Raw genomic sequence first — 16,908 nt, forward strand, 5'->3', positions numbered from 1 at the left:
ATTCCGGCCCATCAGCATGAGTGGTTCCCACCCGCGCGGCTTGTAGCCGCGCGGGCGCTTGCCTATGGTCCGCCTCCTCAAGGAAACGCTCACAAAAAAGAACAATGCCATGACCGATCAGACGCCGATCAAGCGCGCCCGCCCGACCTTCACCGACCAGGAAGCGCTGCTGTTTCATTCGGACGGACGTCCGGGCAAGCTCGAGATCGTCGCGACGGTGCCGATGGCAACGCAGCGGGATCTGTCGCTCGCCTATTCGCCGGGCGTCGCCGTGCCTGTGCTGGCGATCGCGGAGGATCCCAGCAAGGCTTATGATTATACCGCGCGCGCCAACCTCGTCGCCGTCATCACCAACGGCACGGCGATCCTCGGCCTCGGCAATCTCGGCGCACTGGCCTCCAAGCCGGTGATGGAAGGAAAGGCGGTGCTGTTCAAGCGCTTCGCCGACGTCGATTCGATCGATCTGGAGATCGACACCGAGGATGCCGACAAGTTCATCGAGGCGGTGCGCTATCTCGGCCCGTCTTTCGGCGGCATCAATCTCGAGGACATCAAGGCGCCCGAATGCTTCATCATCGAGCAGCGCCTGCGCGAGCTGATGGACATCCCGGTCTTCCATGACGACCAGCACGGCACGGCGATCATCGCCGCCGCCGGCCTGATCAATGCGCTCGACATCACCGGGCGAGACATCAAATCGACCCGCCTCGTCATCAACGGCGCCGGCGCTGCGTCCATCGCCTGCACCGAACTGCTCAAGGCGATGGGCTTCAAGCCCGACAACGTCATCCTCTGCGACACCAAGGGCGTGATCTACCAGGGCCGCACCGAGGGCATGAACCAGTGGAAGTCGGGTCACGCCGCCGTCACCGACCGGCGTACCCTGGCCCAGGCGCTCGACGGGGCGGACGCCTTCTTCGGTCTCTCCCAGAAGGGTGCCGTGACGCCCGAGATGGTCGCCGCGATGGCGCCGAACCCGATCATCTTCGCGATGGCCAATCCCGATCCCGAGATCACGCCCGAGGAGGTCGCGGCCGTGCGCGACGACGCCATCATGGCGACGGGCCGCTCCGATTATCCCAACCAGGTCAACAACGTGCTGGGCTTCCCCTTCATCTTCCGGGGAGCGCTCGATGTCCGCGCCACCACGATCAACATGGAGATGAAGATCGCCGCCGCCGAGGCGCTGGCCATGCTGGCCCGCGAGGACGTGCCCGACGAGGTCGCCGCCGCCTATCAGGGCTCGCGCCCGCGCTATGGCCGCGAATACATCATCCCGGTGCCTTTCGATCCGCGGCTGATCCATGTCGTGCCGATGGCCGTCGCCAAGGCCGCCATGGAGACCGGGGTGGCAGGCAAGCCGATCGTCGATACGGCCGCCTACAAGGCTCAGCTTTCGGCGCGGCGCGACCCGATCGCGGGCACGCTCAACCGCATCTTCGAGCGCGTCCGGCGCTATCCCAAACGCGTCGTCTTCGCCGAGGGCGAGGAGGAGCAGGTCATCCGTGCAGCGGTGTCCTTCGTCAATCAGGGGCTCGGCCATGCCATCCTCGTCGGGCGCGACGAGCGCGTCCACGAGACGGCCAACGCGCTCGGCGTCGACCTCGAGGCCAAAGGCATCCAGGTCCAGAATGCGCGCCTCTCCAAGCGCAACTCGGCCTATGCGCAGTACCTCTACGAGCGGCTGCAGCGGCACGGCTATCTCTTCCGCGACTGCCAGCGCCTGATCAACCAGGACCGCAACCACTTCGCGGCTGCCATGGTCGCGCTCGGCGATGCCGACGCGCTCGTCACCGGCGTCACCCGCAACTACTCGATCGCGCTGGAGGAGGTCCGCCGCGTCATCGACGACCGCCCCGGCCACCGGCTGATCGGCGTCTCGATCGTGCTGTCGCGCGAGCGCACCGTGCTCGTCGCCGACACCGCGATCACCGAGATGCCGACGGCGCAGCAACTCTCCGAGATCGCGATCGAAGCCGCCGGCGTGGCGCGCCGGCTCGGCTATGAGCCCAAGGTCGCGATGCTGGCGTTCTCGACCTTCGGCCACCCGGCCGGCGAGCGCTCCGAGAAGGTGCGCGAGGCGGTCAAGCTGCTCGACGGCCAGCGGGTCGATTTCGAGTATGACGGGGAGATGGCCGCCGATGTCGCGCTCAACCGCGATCTGATGGCGCAGTATCCGTTCTGCCGCCTGAGCGGCCCGGCCAATGTGCTGGTGATGCCGGCGTTCCACTCGGCCTCAATCTCGACCAAGATGCTGCAGGAACTTGGCGGCGCGACCGTGATCGGCCCGCTGATCGTCGGCCTCGACAAGCCGGTTCAGATCGTCCCGCTCGGCGCCAAGGATTCCGACATCGTCAACATGGCGGCGCTGGCGGCCTTCAATATCGGCGGGTGAAGCGGCCGGACCAACCGGCAAGGCCGCCTTCCCGTTCATTTTGAGTTCATTCTGAACCGTTCAGCCTGCCGCCAAAGCCGGAAAACCGGCCTGCGGGGGATGAACGAAGGTTGTGAAGGCGCACAGCGAGACGCCGGGCGTGATGATGGCTGTCCCGGGAGACCGGCAGGTCGCGTTGCGATTCGCGAGGCTGACCGGCGGTTTCTGGCGCTGCCCGGGTGCCGGCCGTGCCTGGTTCTGGTCGCTGGCGCTGGCGACGGCGATCATCCTCTCGGTCTTCGCCAACGTCACCATCAACCGCTGGAATGGCTGGTTCTTCGACGCGCTGGAGAAGAAAGACAGCGACAGCGCGCTGATCGCGATGGCGGTCTTCCCGGTGCTGGTGCTGGTCGCGGCGGGGCTCGGCGTCGTCATCCTGGTCTCGCGCGAGACATTTCAGGTGCATTGGCGCCAATGGGTCACGGCCAGGCTGGCCGACGCTTGGGTCGGTCAGCGCCGCTTCTTCCGGCTCAGCCTCTCCGGCTACGAGCCCGCCAACCCCGAATACCGCATCGCCGACGATGTCCGCTGGGCGACCGAGCCGGTGGTCGATTTCGCCATCGGCCTGCTCTCGGCGGTCATCACCATCATCACCTTCATCGAGATCCTGTGGGCGATCGGCGGCGGCCTGACCCTGGGGACCGGCGGCGGCGCCTTCGTCATTCCCGCCTATCTCGTGCTGGCCGCGATCGTCTATGCGGTGCTCGTCTCACTGCTCGTCACCTTCGTCGGCAGGCGCCTGCCGAGCCTCATCGCCGCCCGCAATGAGGGCGAGGCGCGCCTGCGCTTCTCGCTGATGCGTATCCGCGATCATGGCGAGACGATCGCGCTCGCCCGCACCGAGGCCGGCGAGCGCCGCGCCGTGGCGCAAACCTATGACAGCCTGGTCGGGCGCTGGCTCGCGATGATCCGCCAGCGCGGCCGCCTCACCTGGATCACCAATGGCTCGGGTGCACTGGTGCCGGTGGTGCCGCTCTTGCTGGCCGCGCCGAAATATCTCTCCGGCGAGATGTCGCTCGGCGGCGTCGTCCAGGTCGCGGCGGCTTTCGTCGCCGTGCAGAACGCCTTCAACTGGGTGCTCGACAACTTCATGCGCATCGCCGAATGGCTGGCGGCGGCGCGGCGCGTCAACGAGCTTGCCGATGCGCTTGAACGCGTCGATGGCGAACCTCCGGGAGAGCATCTGACGGTCTCGCCAAGCCGCGACGGCCTGCTCCATCTCGACGACATCACCCTGATCGACCGCGATGGGCGCACGCTGGTCGCGGATATCACCTATTCCCTGCCGCCGGGGGCGACGCTGCACGTCTCCGGCGAACTCGGCCTCGGCAAGGCCGCGCTGATCCAGGCGGTGGCGGGGCTGTGGCCCTGGGGCCGGGGCGCGATCCGGCTGCCGCCCGGCGCCTTCGTGACGGCGGTGCCGCAGAAGCTGCATCTGTCCGAAGGCAGCCTGCGTGCGCTTCTCGACACGGGCAGGGCGGTGCCGCAGGAGCAGATCGAGGGCGCTCTGCGTCGCTACGGCCTTTCGGGTCTGGCGCCGCTGCTCGACGAGAGCCGCGACTGGGACAAGGAGCTGGCGACCGGCGACCGCCAGCGCCTCGCTCTGGCCCGTGCCGAACTCGAAAAGCCGGATGTCGTGTTGCTCGACGAGGCGACGAGCGCCTTCGACACCGATGCCGCCCTCGAACTCCTGGCCGAACTGCGCGCCGCACGGCCAGATGCGATCATCGTCGCCTTCGGCCAGGGCGCCGGTTTCGCGGAGGCCGCAACCCATCGCCTGCTGCTGAAGCGCGCCGGCGGTGTCGTGCGCATGGCGCCGCGCCATGCCGGCTCGGACCAGTCCGCCCTGCCCGCAGCGCTACCTGTCCAAATCGGGCCCGCCGAATGATCATCGCCATTTCAAGGAGCCAACAGCCATGACCGCCGCGACGATGAACATCTGGGACGTCTACTGGGGCCTGCGCGTCGAGCAATGCCCCTGCGACGTGCATTTCGTCGAATGGCTGGAGGAGGAGGGCCTTTCGGGCAAGCGCGTCTACCATTTCGGCACCGGCGGCCACCATTATGTCGGCATCCGCTGTGCCGAACCGGAGCTCGACTGCACCGTGCTCGGCATCACCGCCTCGCCGAAGGAATACGACGCCTTCGTCAAGCTCGCGACTGGCAACCCGACGATCACCAAGACCTACAGCGCCTATTTCGGCGACATCTACACCAGCAACGCCAAGCTTCTGCCGCGCTTCGACATCGTCACCCTGTTCCACGCCTGCGAGTTCCGGACCGAGGCGAACGACGCCTATGGCGCGCTGACCGACCGCGAGGTGATCGACCTCTTCACGGCTCAGACCGATATCGGCGGCTACCTGCTGTTCTATACCGGCTCCTTCGCCTATGCGACGGCCGAGCCGATCATCGCCGACTGGGCCGCGACGGCGCGGGTCGACGAGGTCGCCAGCTTCAAGACGCTGCGAGTGTTCAGGAAGACGGGCTGAGCCCGCACTCCACCAGCGCATGGCGCATATTCGTCGCGTCGTGCCGCCTTGTGCATTGCGACCGAGGCGCTATGTCTGCGGCGGGGCTTGCCCGCCCCTCCCGCCCGCAATCGGCGCCGCTGGCAACCGCCTCCTGCGCGAAACCGAACATGAGTGCGTATGTCGTTCGGCCAGCCAGAGCCAGGAATGCCTCCGCGCAGGCGCAGCCGCTGGTGGTGGCTCGGGCCGCTCGCCAGCATCGTGATCTTCAGCGCCTCGTTGGTGGTGCTCTGGTACATCATCCGGGAAATCGAGCCGGGTGAGCTTGCCGGCGCCTTCGCCAATGCCAGTCTGCGCCAGCTCGGGCTGGCCTGCGGCTTCACCGCGCTGAGCTATCTGCTGCTCACCGGCTATGACGCGCTGGCGCTTAAGCGGCTCGGCCTGTCGATCCCCTACCGGACGACGGCGCTCGCCTCCTTCACCAGCTATTCGGTCTCCTTCACGCTCGGCTTCCCGATCGTGACCGGCGGCACCGTGCGCTACTGGATCTATTCGCCCAAGGGCGTGCGTGCCTCCGAGGTCGCGAGCCTGACCGTCATCGCCGGACTGACCTTCTGGCTCGGCCTGGGCGCCATCCTCTGCGCCTGCCTGTTCTATGCGACGCAATCCGTGGCCGTGCTGGCGCGCACCTCGCCGCTGGTCGTGCAGGGCGTCGGCGCGGCGGTTGCGCTCGGCACGCTCGGCTACCTCGCATGGATCGCCACCGGCGAGCGCACCATCCGCGTGCGCGGCTGGAACCTGCCGCTACCGGGTCTCGGCATCACGCTGGGCCAGATGTTCCTCGGCGCGGCCGAGGTCTGCGCGGCGGCGGCGGTGCTGTTCGTGCTGCTGCCGGGCGGGCATGGCATCGACTATCCGAGCTTCCTTGCCGTCTATGTCTTCGCCTGCCTCGTCGGCATTGCCAGCCATGCGCCCGGCGGGCTCGGCGTCTTCGAGGCGACGATGCTGGTGGCGCTGAGCCGCCTGCCCTTCGAGCATGTGCTCGGCTCGCTGCTGATCTTCCGGATCGTCTACTACATTCTGCCCTTCATCCTCGCGCTGGTGCTGCTGGCACTGAACGAAATGGTTCGGCGGATCAGGCGGCACGAGATCTGAAGGCGCCGCCTATTTCAGCGCGACCACGATCAGCAGGAAGACAAGCACCAGTGCGATCTGCTTGAGGCTCCAGTTGATCCGCGCCAGCTGATCGGCGGTCGCTTCCAACGGCTCATCGTCGTCGGTCGACTGGGCCGCGGCCGCGACTTGGGGCGGCGCGCCGCTCCAGTCCAGGGTCTCGACCAGCCCGCGCGCCGGAGCGCTGCTGCGTCCATCGGCCTCCAGCCCGAGATGCCAGGCGACGGGCAGGCCCGGCGCAGCTTCGCGCTCGCTTTCGCGCACCCACAGGCTCGTCGTCGCCGAGAGCGAGAGCCCCTGCGCGGCCCCCGACAGCATGTCGCGTCGGAGCGCATCGAACACGGCCGGCGGCGCGAAGATGTCAGCGAAGAACCCGCCGGCATCGTCTTCCCCGTCGCGAAAACCGAGCATCAGCAGGATGCGTCCGTCCTCGCCCGGGGCCAGGGGGCGGATCGTCAGGGTGATCTGGCCGGCTTCGTCGGGGAATCCGGCCCGGTGCAGGCTGTCATCCGCCAGGGTCGCCCGGGCGAGGATGCGCGTGGCGTCATCGAGCCGGCCGTCGCGGTTGGCAAAGCCGCCGACGAGACGCAGTTCGTCCGCGGCAAGACGGAGATGCCGGCCGAGACCCTGCACGAATCGCTCCGGAACGCCCTCGATCGTCATCAGGCCCTGCGCCATCGCGACCTGCCGCATCGCGCCTGTTTCGACCATCGGACCCCCGCCCCGTTCTCGCCCGGGACGATAGCAGGTCGTCCGCGCCAGACGAAGTCGGCGAACCACAGGTTGCGCGACGCGGTTGCCCGCCAGACGCATGGCGCGCCCCGGCAAGATCGGGTTGTCACGCATTTCACGAGGGCCTAGAGCGGCAGATCAGGGGCTTACGACCATCCGCGTCCGCCGCCAGGCGAAGGGCGCGCCCGTAGACAGGCTGCCATGACCGACGCTTCCCAACCTGCCGGGCCTCGCCACGGCATGAGCTTCCGTTCCTTCGTCGCGCTGATGGCCGCGCTGATGGCGACGAACGCGCTCGCGATCGATTCGATGCTGCCGGCGCTGCCGGCGATGTCCGAGGCGCTCGGCATCGCCAAGGCGAACCAGCGGCAATGGATCATCACCTCCTATCTGCTCGGCTTCGGTGCCACGCAGATCGTCTACGGCACGTTGTCGGACCGCTTCGGCCGCCGGCCCGTGCTGGTGTTCGGGCTCGTCGTCTATGTCGCGGCCAGCATCGCCGCCGCCTTCGCCGGCTCCTTCGAGACGCTGATGGCGGCGCGCGTCGTTCAGGGCGTGGGGGCGGCGGCGACCCGCGTGCTCGTCGTCTCGATCGTGCGCGACTGCTATTCCGGCCGCGACATGGCCCGCGTCATGTCGCTGGCCATGATCGTCTTCCTGGCGGTGCCGATCCTGGCGCCGTCCATCGGCCAGGCGATCCTGCTCGTGGCACCGTGGCGCTGGATCTTTGGCGTGCTGACGATCTTCGGCGCGTCGGTGATGCTCTGGGTGGTGCTGCGCCTGCGCGAGACGCAGGCCCCGGAAGACCGCAAGCCGATCGAGCTCGCCAGCGTCGTTGCCGCCTTCCGCGTCACGCTGACGACGCGGCTCGCCGTCGGCTACATGCTGGCGATGGCCTTCGTGCTCGGCGGGCTCTTCGGCTTCATCAACTCGGCCCAGCAGGTCTTCGTCGACGTCTTCCATGCGCCGGAATGGTTCACCACCATCTTCGCCCTGATCGCGCTGGGCATGGCGGCGGCCTCGCTGCTCAATGCGCGCATCGTCGGCCGCCTCGGCATGCGCCGCGTCTCGCATGGTGCGCTGCTGGCCTATATCGCCCTGACCGGAACCCACGCGCTCCTGGCGCTGTCGGGGCACGAATCACTCTGGAGCTTCGCCGCCTTCCAGGCCGGGGCGATGTTCTGCTTCGGGCTCGTCGCGCCCAATTTCGGCGCCATGGCGATGGACCCGCTCGGCCATGTCGCCGGCACCGCATCCTCGGTGCAGGGCTTCGTCACTACGATCGGCGGTGCCCTGCTCGGCTTTTTCATCGGGCAGCATTTCGACGGCACGATCGTGCCGATCACGCTCGGCTTCGCGCTCTGCGGGCTGGCGGCGCTGGGGATCGTGCTGGTGGCGGAGAAGGGGCGGCTGTTCCGCCCGGCCGCCGGGCGACGCTGACCGGAGCGAAGGCGCGGTTTGCGTCGGGTTTCGGCTTGGAACGAGATCAATTCAAGGAGAGATGGAAAACAGATTCAAGCTCTTATGCGAAAGTAACCTACCGTCATTACGCTATATTTTAATTTCTCTAATCAAGTATGGCGCGATCAATTTACAGACCTAAGTCAAATCTGTGTTGATCTGTTGTTTAGCATTGGGCTACGGCTCCGGGCAGATAAGCTTTCGGAGACGTTGGATGAACCGCTCGATCGTGGCGCTGTCGGCCGTTGCCGCTCTTCTCCCCACCTTGCAGGCGAAAGCGCAGCCGGCGCGCGTCGAGCAGCTCGACGAGATCGTCGTGCAGGGAGAGGCCGCCCGTCGGCCCACGGGCGGCGCGCCAGGCATCATCGCCAATGACGGCTTCGTGCCCAAGACGACCAGGACCGCCACCAAGACCGAGACGCCGGTGGCGGAGACGCCGCAAACCATCAACACGGTCACGCAGAAGCAGCTGGAGGAGCGCAGGCCGCAGACGCTGACGGAAGCGCTGGGCTACACGCCGGGCGTCCGGACCGGCGGATACGGCTTCGACCCGCGCTTCGACAGCTTCACCATCCGTGGCGTCGACATCACCTATACCGGCGTTTTCCGCGACGGCCTGCGGGACTTCAACAGCCCCAGCGGCCTGTTCCGCCTCGAGCCCTATGGGGTCGATTCGATCTCGATCCTGAAGGGGCCGGCATCCTCGCTCTATGGCGCCAGCGCGTCAGTCGGCGTCATCGATGTCATCTCGAAGCGCCCGACCGAAGCCCGGTTCGGCGAGATCGAGATCCAGGGCGGCTCGTTCAACCGCCGGCAGATCAATTTCGACATCGGCGGGCCGGCGAACCCCGCTGGCACGGTGCTCTACCGGATCACCGGGCTGCTGCGGGACTCCAACACGAGCTTGCCGGGCGTTCCGGACGACCGGATCTTCATCGCGCCAGCCGTGACCTTCAAGCCGAGCGACAGCACCAAGCTCACCGTGCTCGGGGAGTTCATGGATTCCAAGACGGGCGGATCGACGGCCTACGACAACAATTACGGCACGTTCACGCTCAGGGACGGCACGGTCATCTTCCCGACGATCGGCGCCAGGCGGGCTCTCCTGTTCAACCCGACCTATAACGACTTCACCCAGAAGCAGGGCCGCATCGGCTACGAATTCGAGCACAAGTTCTCCGAAACCGTCTCGATTCACCAGAACCTGCGGGTCTCGACGCTCTCGACCGACGAGAAATTCTCCACCACGGCCTATGCTGGCCGGGTGAAGGAGGATCTCGATGCCATCTCGGCCGACACCTATCTCAAGACCCTGTTGCGCACCGGCCCGGTCGACCACACGGTCCTGACCGGCCTCGACATCGGCCGTTCCAGCTACGGCTCGCGGATCGGCTATAATCTCGCCGCCATCGCCGATCCCGTCCTTCCCTATCCGACCAAGCAGCGCCAGACCCTGATCGGCGCCTATATCCAGGACGAGATGAAGGCCGGGCCCTGGCGCCTTCTGCTCAGCGGGCGGTACGACTGGCTGTCCAGCACTTATACCGTGCCCGGCGCCGCGCCCTCCAAGCAGAACGACGGCGCCTTCACCGGCCGTGCCGGGCTGAGCTATGTCACCGGCTTCGGCCTGACGCCGTATGTCAGCTATGGCACCTCCTTCAACCCCAACCCCGGCACCGTCCTGAACGGCGGCGTCGCCAAGCCGACCAAGGGCGAGCAGGCGGAGGCGGGCCTGAAATACGCCGTGCCGGGCTACAACGCCTTCATCAACGCGTCGGTCTTCTGGCTCAGGCAGACCGACGGTATCGTCTATACCGTGGTGGACGCGGTCAACCGCCAGACGCAGCTCGACTTCGAGTCCCGCGGCTTCGAGATCGACGCGACGACCTCGCTCGACAACGGGCTGAGCTTCCAGGCCTCCTACGCCTATACCGACACGGAGATCCTGAAGCTGTCGCCCGATACGGTCGGCAACCAGATCAACAGCGTGCCCAGGCATGCCTTCGCGCTCTGGGCCGGTTATGACGTTCCCTATGGGCCGTTCAGCGGGCTGGGGATCGGGGCCGGCATCCGCTACACCGGCGCGAATTTCGGTGACGACTACAACCGCCTCGTCATCCGGAACAGCCCGACGACCTTCGTCGATGCTCGCCTGACCTATGATTTCGAGAAGCTCAGCCCGAAGCTCAAGGGCTTCAGCGCCCAGGTGAACGCGCAGAACCTGCTCGACAAGGTCGATCAGGTCTGCACGGCCGGCTACTGCTACTTCAACCAGGGGCGGAAGGTCCTGGCGAGCCTGCGTTACCGCTGGTGAGTGCGGTGAACGATACGGTGGCCAGGCGCCGGACCGCGGCGCCTGTGGCCCGGCTGGTGATCGGCCTTGGCGGGCTCTATGTGGCCCAGAGCGTCATCGGCGGCGTGATCTTCACCGGCCTGCCGGCGGTGATGCGCAAGAACGGCGCGTCGCTGAACGACATCGCCTTCATCCTGCTGACCGTCCTGCCCTGGTCGTTCAAGTTTCTGTGGGCCCCCGCGGTCGAGCGCTTCCGCTCCCCGCATGGCGGCGTGCGCCGTTCGCGCAGCACGATCAGCCTGTTCGGCGCCTTCGCCGTTGGTGCGGTGGTCGCCTGCGCCCTGATCGGCCCGACGGCGCTTGGCCCGCTGACGGTCGCGATGATGGTGGCGTCATTCTCCTCCGCGACCATCGACATCGCCTGCGACGGGCATGCCGTGGAAAGCTTCGCGGAAAAGGACCGCGGCTGGGCCAATGCCGCGCAGGTCGGGGGCGCCTATCTCGGCTCGGCGATCGGCGGCGGCATCTTCCTGGTGCTGATCGACCATTGGGGCTGGCAACCGGCGACGCTGGTCATGGCCTGCGCGCTCGCCGCGTTGGCCATTCCGTTTCTGCTGACGCCCGACGGCGCCGTCGCGGCCCGGCAAGACCGGCCGCCGCAGTCCCTGGGGCAGGCCCTGAAGCGGCCGGAGATGCGGTCGGGCCTTGCGCTGGTTGCGGTCTATGTGTTCGGCCAGAAATGGTCGATGTTGCTGGTCGGGCCGTTCCTGATCGACTCGGGGCTCAGCCTCACGGCGATCGGAACCCTGAACGGCGTCGGCGTCACCCTGCTCGGCCTCGCCGGTGCCTTGGGCGGCGGCTATGTCCTTCGCCGGGTCGGCGTCTTTCGGACGATGAGCCTGGCGCTCGGCGTGCAGATTTCGGTCATGGCCGCCTTCGCGCTGTTCGCGCATTTCAAGCTCGACGCGCCGACGGCCCTGATGGCGATCTATCTCGTGTCAGCAGGCACGCTCGCATTGGGTTTCGTCGCGCTCTACTCGGAATTGATGGGTCGCGCCTCGCTCGACCAGGCCGGCGTCGACTTCACCTTGTTCCAGAGCATGGATTCGATCGTCAGCCTCATCGGCTGGCGGCTCGCAGGCGCCGTCGGCGACGCGCTCGGCTACGCCTTCTGCTTCACGGCCTCGGCCGGGCTCGGCATCGTCGCCATCCTGCTGATGCCGGTCTTCGCCCGCGACAGCGCGAGCCGTGAAAGCGCCGTACCGCTGTGACGACGGCCACTGCGATGACGGCGAGCGATCTCTCGGCCTGCTTCTCGGGCCCGCTGGCCCGCTTTTCCGGCAGCATCCGCGTCGATGACGGCGCAGCGCATCTGCATGGCCGGCAACTCCTCGACCTCGAGACCCTGCGCGATCTGATCGGCCGGTTCGCAGCCACCATGCCGGGCGGCGAACCGCGCGCCGTCGTGTCGATGTGGAGTCAGTGGCATTTCTCGAACGTGGTCGTCCCGTCCATCGTCGCTCGCCTCCTCGCCGGCCTGAATCTGCCCGTGTCCCTGAGCGCCGGCAGCTTCGCCCTGCACGACAATGGCTGCACGGCCGGCGTGCTGATCCCGAGCCACGCCCCGCTCCCGCCTGCGGAAGGGGAGGCGGCGGGCTTCGCCGGCCTGATCGATTCTCATCTCGCGCCGCTCATCGCCTTCGTTGCCAGCCATTTCGGCGTGTCGTCAAAGCTGCTGTGGAGCAATGCGGCGGTCAGCTTCGCCTGGGCCGTCCAGCAATGCGCCGATCATCCCGACGTCGATCGCGACGGCCTCGCCGAAGCCAACGGCATCCTGACGGCCGTGCTCACGCCAGCCGGCGACCGGAACTTCCTGAGCGGCGCGCTGAAGCCGTCCTCCCTGACGCCCATGGAAAACTGCCAGCGGCGGATCTGCTGCCTGAGATATCTGCTTCCGGGCATGGCCGATTGCGGTTCGTTCTGCCCGCTGCCCTCGCAGGCGCGCATCTCCACCAAATGACCGGCTCTGCCGTCGATCGGGCGGCCAGCCACGGCTGATGCCCGCGACTGCGGCGCAAATCCATGAAACGCGAAGCTGTGAGGGGTCTGGTATCGGCGAACGGATCGCCTTGGGCCGGAAGCGCCTGATTCTCGGAGAGTTCTTGGGCTCCCGAAAGCTCTTTGGCCCTCGACCGCCGCCTTCTTGGCGACGGGCATGCCGGGAATCGTCTTCAGTCCGGATAGATCGATAGAGATTCGCATTGGCTCGGGAAGCGTCGCCGCCGATCGGCCTCCCGCATGGGTTTGAGATCAAGCCGTCTTGAGATTGACCGCCGAGGACTTGCCGGTCTTGCGATCGGCCTCGAGATCGTAGCTGATCTTCTGACCTTCGTTCAGGCCGCGCATGCCCGAGCGCTCGACCGCGCTGATATGCACGAACACATCCTGGCCGCCCTGGTCAGGCGTGATGAATCCATAGCCCTTGGTTTCGTTGAACCACTTCACGGTACCCGTGCTCACGTGCTGTTCCTTCAGTCGCTGTTCAGGTCGGCTCATGCCGGCCCGACCCTAGTGTATGAGGCAATTCGCTCAGGTTGCAATGACGCGCCGCACAACGATCGTTTCCGACGCGCTACGGCATGCCGCCGGAGCAACGCCGCTGGCGAATAGAGGTCTTGCTCCCCGCCTCGCCCTCACGCATGAACGAAGGCGAAGAGTACGCCGCAGGAGTGCCCCAGCCATGACGAATTACGTGATCGACCCGCCGGCCGTGACGGCCGTTCCGGTAGCGGGTGGCGGGCTCTTCCCGGTGCGCCGCGTCTTCTGCGTCGGCCGCAACTACGCCGAGCACACGCGCGAGATGGGCGGCGATCCCGATCGCGAGGAGCCATTCTTCTTCACCAAACCGGCCGATGCGCTGCTGATCAACGGCGCCGACATGCCCTATCCGACCAAGACCAAGGACCTGCACCACGAGATGGAACTGGTCGTGGCGATCGGAACCGGCGGCAAGGACATCACCGAGGCCGACGCGCTTGCCCATGTCTATGGTTATGCCGCCGGCCTAGACATGACCCGCCGCGACCTCCAGGCCGCCGCCAAGAAGGGTGGCAAGCCTTGGGACATGTCCAAGGGCTTCGATTTCTCCGGTCCGGTCGGCGAGATCGCGCCCGCCAGCCATATCGGCCACCCCGCCGCCGGCAAGATCGAACTCGTCGTCAATGGCGTGCCGCGCCAGAGCTCCGACCTCGCCAAGCAGATCTGGAATGTGCAGGAAACGATCGCCTATCTCTCGGGGCTGGTCGAGCTCGCGCCGGGCGACCTGATCTTCACCGGCACGCCCGAAGGCGTCGCGGCCGTGGTCTCGGGCGATGTGCTGGAAGGCGAGATCGCCGGCGTCGGCACCGTGCGCACGCGGATCGTCTGACCGGCCACCGTCCATTCACGTCGCAGAAAGCCACGACCATGACCCTCACCGCCTCCGCCAGCGGCGTCTTCCCAATCGCGCCGACGCCGTTCAATGCCGACGGCACGCTCGACTGGGCCTCCACCGAGAAGCTCTTCGCCTTCTATGACGAGATCGGTTCGGACGGCACGACCGTGCTCGGCATCATGGGCGAGGCGCCCAAGCTCGAACCCGAGGAATCGCTGCGCATCGTCAAAACCGCCGTCGCCGGCATGCCCGGCAAGCCGGTGATCGTCGGCGTCTCGGCGCCGGGCTTTGCCGCGATGCGCTCGCTCGCCCGCCAGTCGATCGAGCTGGGCGCGGCGGCCGTGATGATCGCGCCGCCGCCCAGCTTGCGCACCGACGACCAGATCACCGGCTACTACGCCCAGGCCGTCGAGGCGATCGGGACCGACATTCCCTTCGTCATCCAGGATTATCCGCTGACGCTCTCGGTCATCATGACGCCTGCGGTGATCCGCAAGATCGTCACCGACAACCCGTCCTGCGTGATGCTCAAGCACGAGGACTGGCCGGGGCTGGAGAAGATCTCGACCCTGCGCAAGTTCCAGGGCGACGGTTCGCTGCGGCCGATCTCGATCCTCACCGGCAATGGCGGGCTCTTCCTCGATTTCGAGATGGAGCGCGGCGCCGACGGCGCGATGACCGGCTATGCCTTCCCGGAATTGCTGATCGACGTCGTCAGCCTGCAGAAGGCCGGCAAGCGCGACGAGGCCCACGACATCTTCGACGCGCATCTGCCGCTGATGCGCTACGAGCAGCAGCAGGGCGTCGGCCTCGCCGTGCGCAAATACGTCATGATGAAGCGCGGCATCCTCACGAGCGACGCCCAGCGCAAGCCGGGCTCGGCGATCAGCGCTGCGGCAAAGGCCGAGGTCGATTACCTGCTGTCGCGCGTCGCGAAGATCGACCCGCGCGCGGAGATTTAAAGGCCATACGCCCCAATCCAGCAGGTGCGGGGAACCCTCTCCCTAGGGAGAGGGTAGGGTGAGGGGTCGGCCGTTATCCGCGTGAGCTCGTGCTCGCCACAGGCATCTCCTGCCGAGCATTCTCGGGTCGACGCATCGCTTCGCCCGAGAATGACGGGAGGCTGACTGGTCGAGGGGCCGACACCTCACCCCTGCCCCTCTCCTTACAGGAGAGGGGTTCCCCGCGCTCCGCGTCGACCAAGCGCCCTCAATGCCCCTTATGTGCGCCGTGATCGGCGCCGCCGCGCGCTCCCACGGCCTCGACCTTGAACTCGACCTCGACCGTGCCGGCCTTCTCGAAGGTCAGCGTGCCCTTGACACGCTCGTCCTGCTTGAGCGGCTGCTTCAGCTCCATGAACATGATGTGGTAGCCGCCGGGCTTGAACTCGACCTTGGCGCCCGGCGCGATCTCGATGCCGCTGTCGAGCGGACGCATCGTCATGACGCCGTTGGTCGTGGCCATTTCATGCATTTCGGTGCGGCCCGCGATGGTCGGAGCCGACACGGCGATCAGCTTGTCCGCGGTCGAGCCAGTGTTCTCGATCACGAGATAGCCGCCGCCGACCTTGGCGCCGCCGGGCGTGGCCCGGCTCCAGGGATGGCCGATCTTCAGGGCGCCGGCCTTGTAGTCATGGGCGAACGTGGCGCCGCCCAGCGAGAGTGAAATCGCGACGGCTGTGAGGAGGATGGATTTGGTCATGGGAAATGTCCTGATCGGATAGGCGCATCGATGCGCTTGAACGGAGGGGGCAGCGCGGTCGCTGTCATCAGCGGACCGGTGCCGGGGAAAGCTCAGAACTGCCGAGGTCAGGCCGCCGGCGGCGCGCGCGAGGGCGGCAGGCCGGGCTTCGCCACTGGTGCATCCGCCGAGGCGTGGACGGTTCCCGCAACGGCAGCAGCCGACACCCTTGCGAGTGTGATCGCTACGGCCTGTCCCGGGCCAGCCAGGACAGGATTAACCGGGCAGCCCTTGCAATGCTGCGGCTCGCTTGCCGGCTCGGGCGTATCCTGCCCCGGCGGCGTCAGCCCGGAGCAAAGCACCGCGCCGTCGAGCAGGCGATGCGCCGATGCGGGCGAGGGCGCCAGCCCGGACGCCAGCACAGCCAGCGCATAGGCGACGGCGAGCCACGCTCCGAGCATGGAGCGGCGCAAGCATCGCAGCAGATGCGTCTTGGCGGTCATGCGAGGCAGATGGCCCGGAGCAGCCGGCAGCGTCAAGCCGCAGCGGAGCCGCAGGCAACGGCACGGCTTGGCGGAGAATATTCTTCTCGCGAGGCGGCGGTGGCGGGTTGGGTCATCCAAGGTCGATCGTTTCTTTAAAAGAACGATCGAGTTGACAAACAGGACGCATCCCGCCAGATTACGACCTGTCATTCGGCCTTGCCGAACGGCCGCGGGGATTTGAGCGAGCAGCTTGCGCCGCGTCACCAAACGCTAAAGCGCCACGACGCGGTCGTGGGCTCCAGCCGATAGGAGACGAACATGACCGATGCGACCCTTGGCCAGACCCGAACGCTGATCCTGCGCGCCGGCTGCTGTTGTCGACTCTGATCCTGCCCTGAGGGCCGCGCCAAGCGCGGCTTCCCAACCCAGTCCCATCAGATGTCCACAGCGCCGCAGACGCGGCGGGAGCGCAGCCATGAGCACATTCCATTACGACCACAGCCAACACGCATCGCAGCAGCAGGCCCAAAACCACCAAGCCTATGTCATCGAGATCGGCGAGACCCAAGCCGGTCTCGTAAGCCGCCGTGGGGACGAACGCTATTTCACCTTCATCGCGGCCTCTTCGGCCTTCAACGCGCTTGAGGGCCATCGCTTCGCCACGCCGGGCGCCGCCGAACTGGCAGCCCGCCAACTGGTCGCGCCACGTCGCCACAGCGCGACGCGCCTGGCCTCGTAAGGTGGTC

General features: G+C 66.9%; 15 protein-coding genes. 11 read left to right on the forward strand and 4 right to left on the reverse strand.

Annotated features, from left to right (window positions below; genetic code table 11):
• The first annotated feature begins 109 nt into the window (after positions 1-109).
• The 4 genes from AC1DYU_RS19095 (at position 110) to AC1DYU_RS19110 (ending at position 6,060) form a co-directional block, all read left to right on the forward strand.
• Positions 110-2,395, forward strand: a complete 2,286-nt coding sequence (locus tag AC1DYU_RS19095) for an NADP-dependent malic enzyme (protein WP_158484876.1) — start codon at positions 110-112, stop codon at positions 2,393-2,395.
• A 112-nt stretch (positions 2,396-2,507) separates the two neighbouring features.
• Positions 2,508-4,322, forward strand: a complete 1,815-nt coding sequence (locus AC1DYU_RS19100; protein WP_476792996.1) for an ABC transporter ATP-binding protein/permease — start codon at positions 2,508-2,510, stop codon at positions 4,320-4,322.
• 28 nt (positions 4,323-4,350) lie between these two features.
• Positions 4,351-4,926 (forward strand): hypothetical protein, encoded by a 576-nt coding sequence (locus AC1DYU_RS19105; protein ID WP_476792997.1) that lies wholly within the window; start codon positions 4,351-4,353, stop codon positions 4,924-4,926.
• A 186-nt stretch (positions 4,927-5,112) separates the two neighbouring features.
• Positions 5,113-6,060, forward strand: a complete 948-nt coding sequence (locus tag AC1DYU_RS19110; protein WP_476792998.1) for a lysylphosphatidylglycerol synthase domain-containing protein — start codon at positions 5,113-5,115, stop codon at positions 6,058-6,060.
• Between the two features lie 9 nt (positions 6,061-6,069).
• Here AC1DYU_RS19110 and AC1DYU_RS19115 read toward each other — a convergent pair whose 3' ends face one another.
• The gene (locus AC1DYU_RS19115; RefSeq protein ID WP_476792999.1) at positions 6,070-6,789 is read right to left on the reverse strand and encodes a hypothetical protein; all 720 of its coding nucleotides are present in this window, start codon (positions 6,787-6,789) and stop codon (positions 6,070-6,072) included.
• A 222-nt stretch (positions 6,790-7,011) separates the two neighbouring features.
• Here AC1DYU_RS19115 and AC1DYU_RS19120 point away from each other — a divergent pair, with 222 nt between their 5' ends.
• From AC1DYU_RS19120 to fhuF, 4 genes are all read left to right on the forward strand, one after another.
• Positions 7,012-8,250 carry a multidrug effflux MFS transporter gene (locus AC1DYU_RS19120; RefSeq protein WP_476793000.1) on the forward strand — a complete coding sequence of 413 codons (1,239 nt, stop codon included), beginning with the start codon at positions 7,012-7,014 and terminating at the stop codon, positions 8,248-8,250.
• A gap of 235 nt (positions 8,251-8,485) precedes the next feature.
• Positions 8,486-10,585: a TonB-dependent siderophore receptor gene (locus tag AC1DYU_RS19125; protein ID WP_476793001.1), complete on the forward strand. Its 2,100-nt coding sequence runs from the start codon at positions 8,486-8,488 to the stop codon at positions 10,583-10,585.
• 5 nt (positions 10,586-10,590) lie between these two features.
• Positions 10,591-11,835 carry an MFS transporter gene (locus tag AC1DYU_RS19130; RefSeq protein WP_476793002.1) on the forward strand — a complete coding sequence of 415 codons (1,245 nt, stop codon included), beginning with the start codon at positions 10,591-10,593 and terminating at the stop codon, positions 11,833-11,835.
• Between the two features lie 167 nt (positions 11,836-12,002).
• Positions 12,003-12,584, forward strand: a complete 582-nt coding sequence (fhuF, locus tag AC1DYU_RS19135) for a siderophore-iron reductase FhuF (protein ID WP_476793003.1) — start codon at positions 12,003-12,005, stop codon at positions 12,582-12,584.
• A gap of 290 nt (positions 12,585-12,874) precedes the next feature.
• Here fhuF and AC1DYU_RS19140 read toward each other — a convergent pair whose 3' ends face one another.
• Complete coding sequence (locus tag AC1DYU_RS19140; protein ID WP_054142513.1) at positions 12,875-13,084, reverse strand: cold-shock protein; 210 nt, start codon at positions 13,082-13,084, stop codon at positions 12,875-12,877.
• Positions 13,085-13,304: 220 nt separating this feature from the next.
• Here AC1DYU_RS19140 and AC1DYU_RS19145 point away from each other — a divergent pair, with 220 nt between their 5' ends.
• Both AC1DYU_RS19145 and AC1DYU_RS19150 read left to right on the forward strand, forming a co-directional pair.
• Positions 13,305-13,991, forward strand: a complete 687-nt coding sequence (locus AC1DYU_RS19145; RefSeq protein WP_158485842.1) for a fumarylacetoacetate hydrolase family protein — start codon at positions 13,305-13,307, stop codon at positions 13,989-13,991.
• A gap of 38 nt (positions 13,992-14,029) precedes the next feature.
• A complete protein-coding gene (locus tag AC1DYU_RS19150; protein WP_476793004.1) occupies positions 14,030-14,959 on the forward strand; it encodes a dihydrodipicolinate synthase family protein in 930 nt (309 codons plus the stop codon).
• A gap of 247 nt (positions 14,960-15,206) precedes the next feature.
• On the opposite strand, the gene AC1DYU_RS19155 is transcribed toward AC1DYU_RS19150, so the two are convergent.
• Entirely contained in the window at positions 15,207-15,698 is a 492-nt protein-coding gene (locus tag AC1DYU_RS19155; protein ID WP_476793005.1) for a copper chaperone PCu(A)C, read from the reverse strand.
• A gap of 107 nt (positions 15,699-15,805) precedes the next feature.
• Positions 15,806-16,180 carry a hypothetical protein gene (locus tag AC1DYU_RS19160; RefSeq protein WP_476793006.1) on the reverse strand — a complete coding sequence of 125 codons (375 nt, stop codon included), beginning with the start codon at positions 16,178-16,180 and terminating at the stop codon, positions 15,806-15,808.
• A 457-nt stretch (positions 16,181-16,637) separates the two neighbouring features.
• Between AC1DYU_RS19160 and AC1DYU_RS19165 the strand changes: the two genes are divergently transcribed.
• Complete coding sequence (locus tag AC1DYU_RS19165) at positions 16,638-16,901, forward strand: hypothetical protein (protein WP_476793007.1); 264 nt, start codon at positions 16,638-16,640, stop codon at positions 16,899-16,901.
• The last annotated feature ends 7 nt before the right edge of the window (positions 16,902-16,908 follow it).

Source organism: Allobosea sp. P2_B12, from assembly GCF_056404835.1.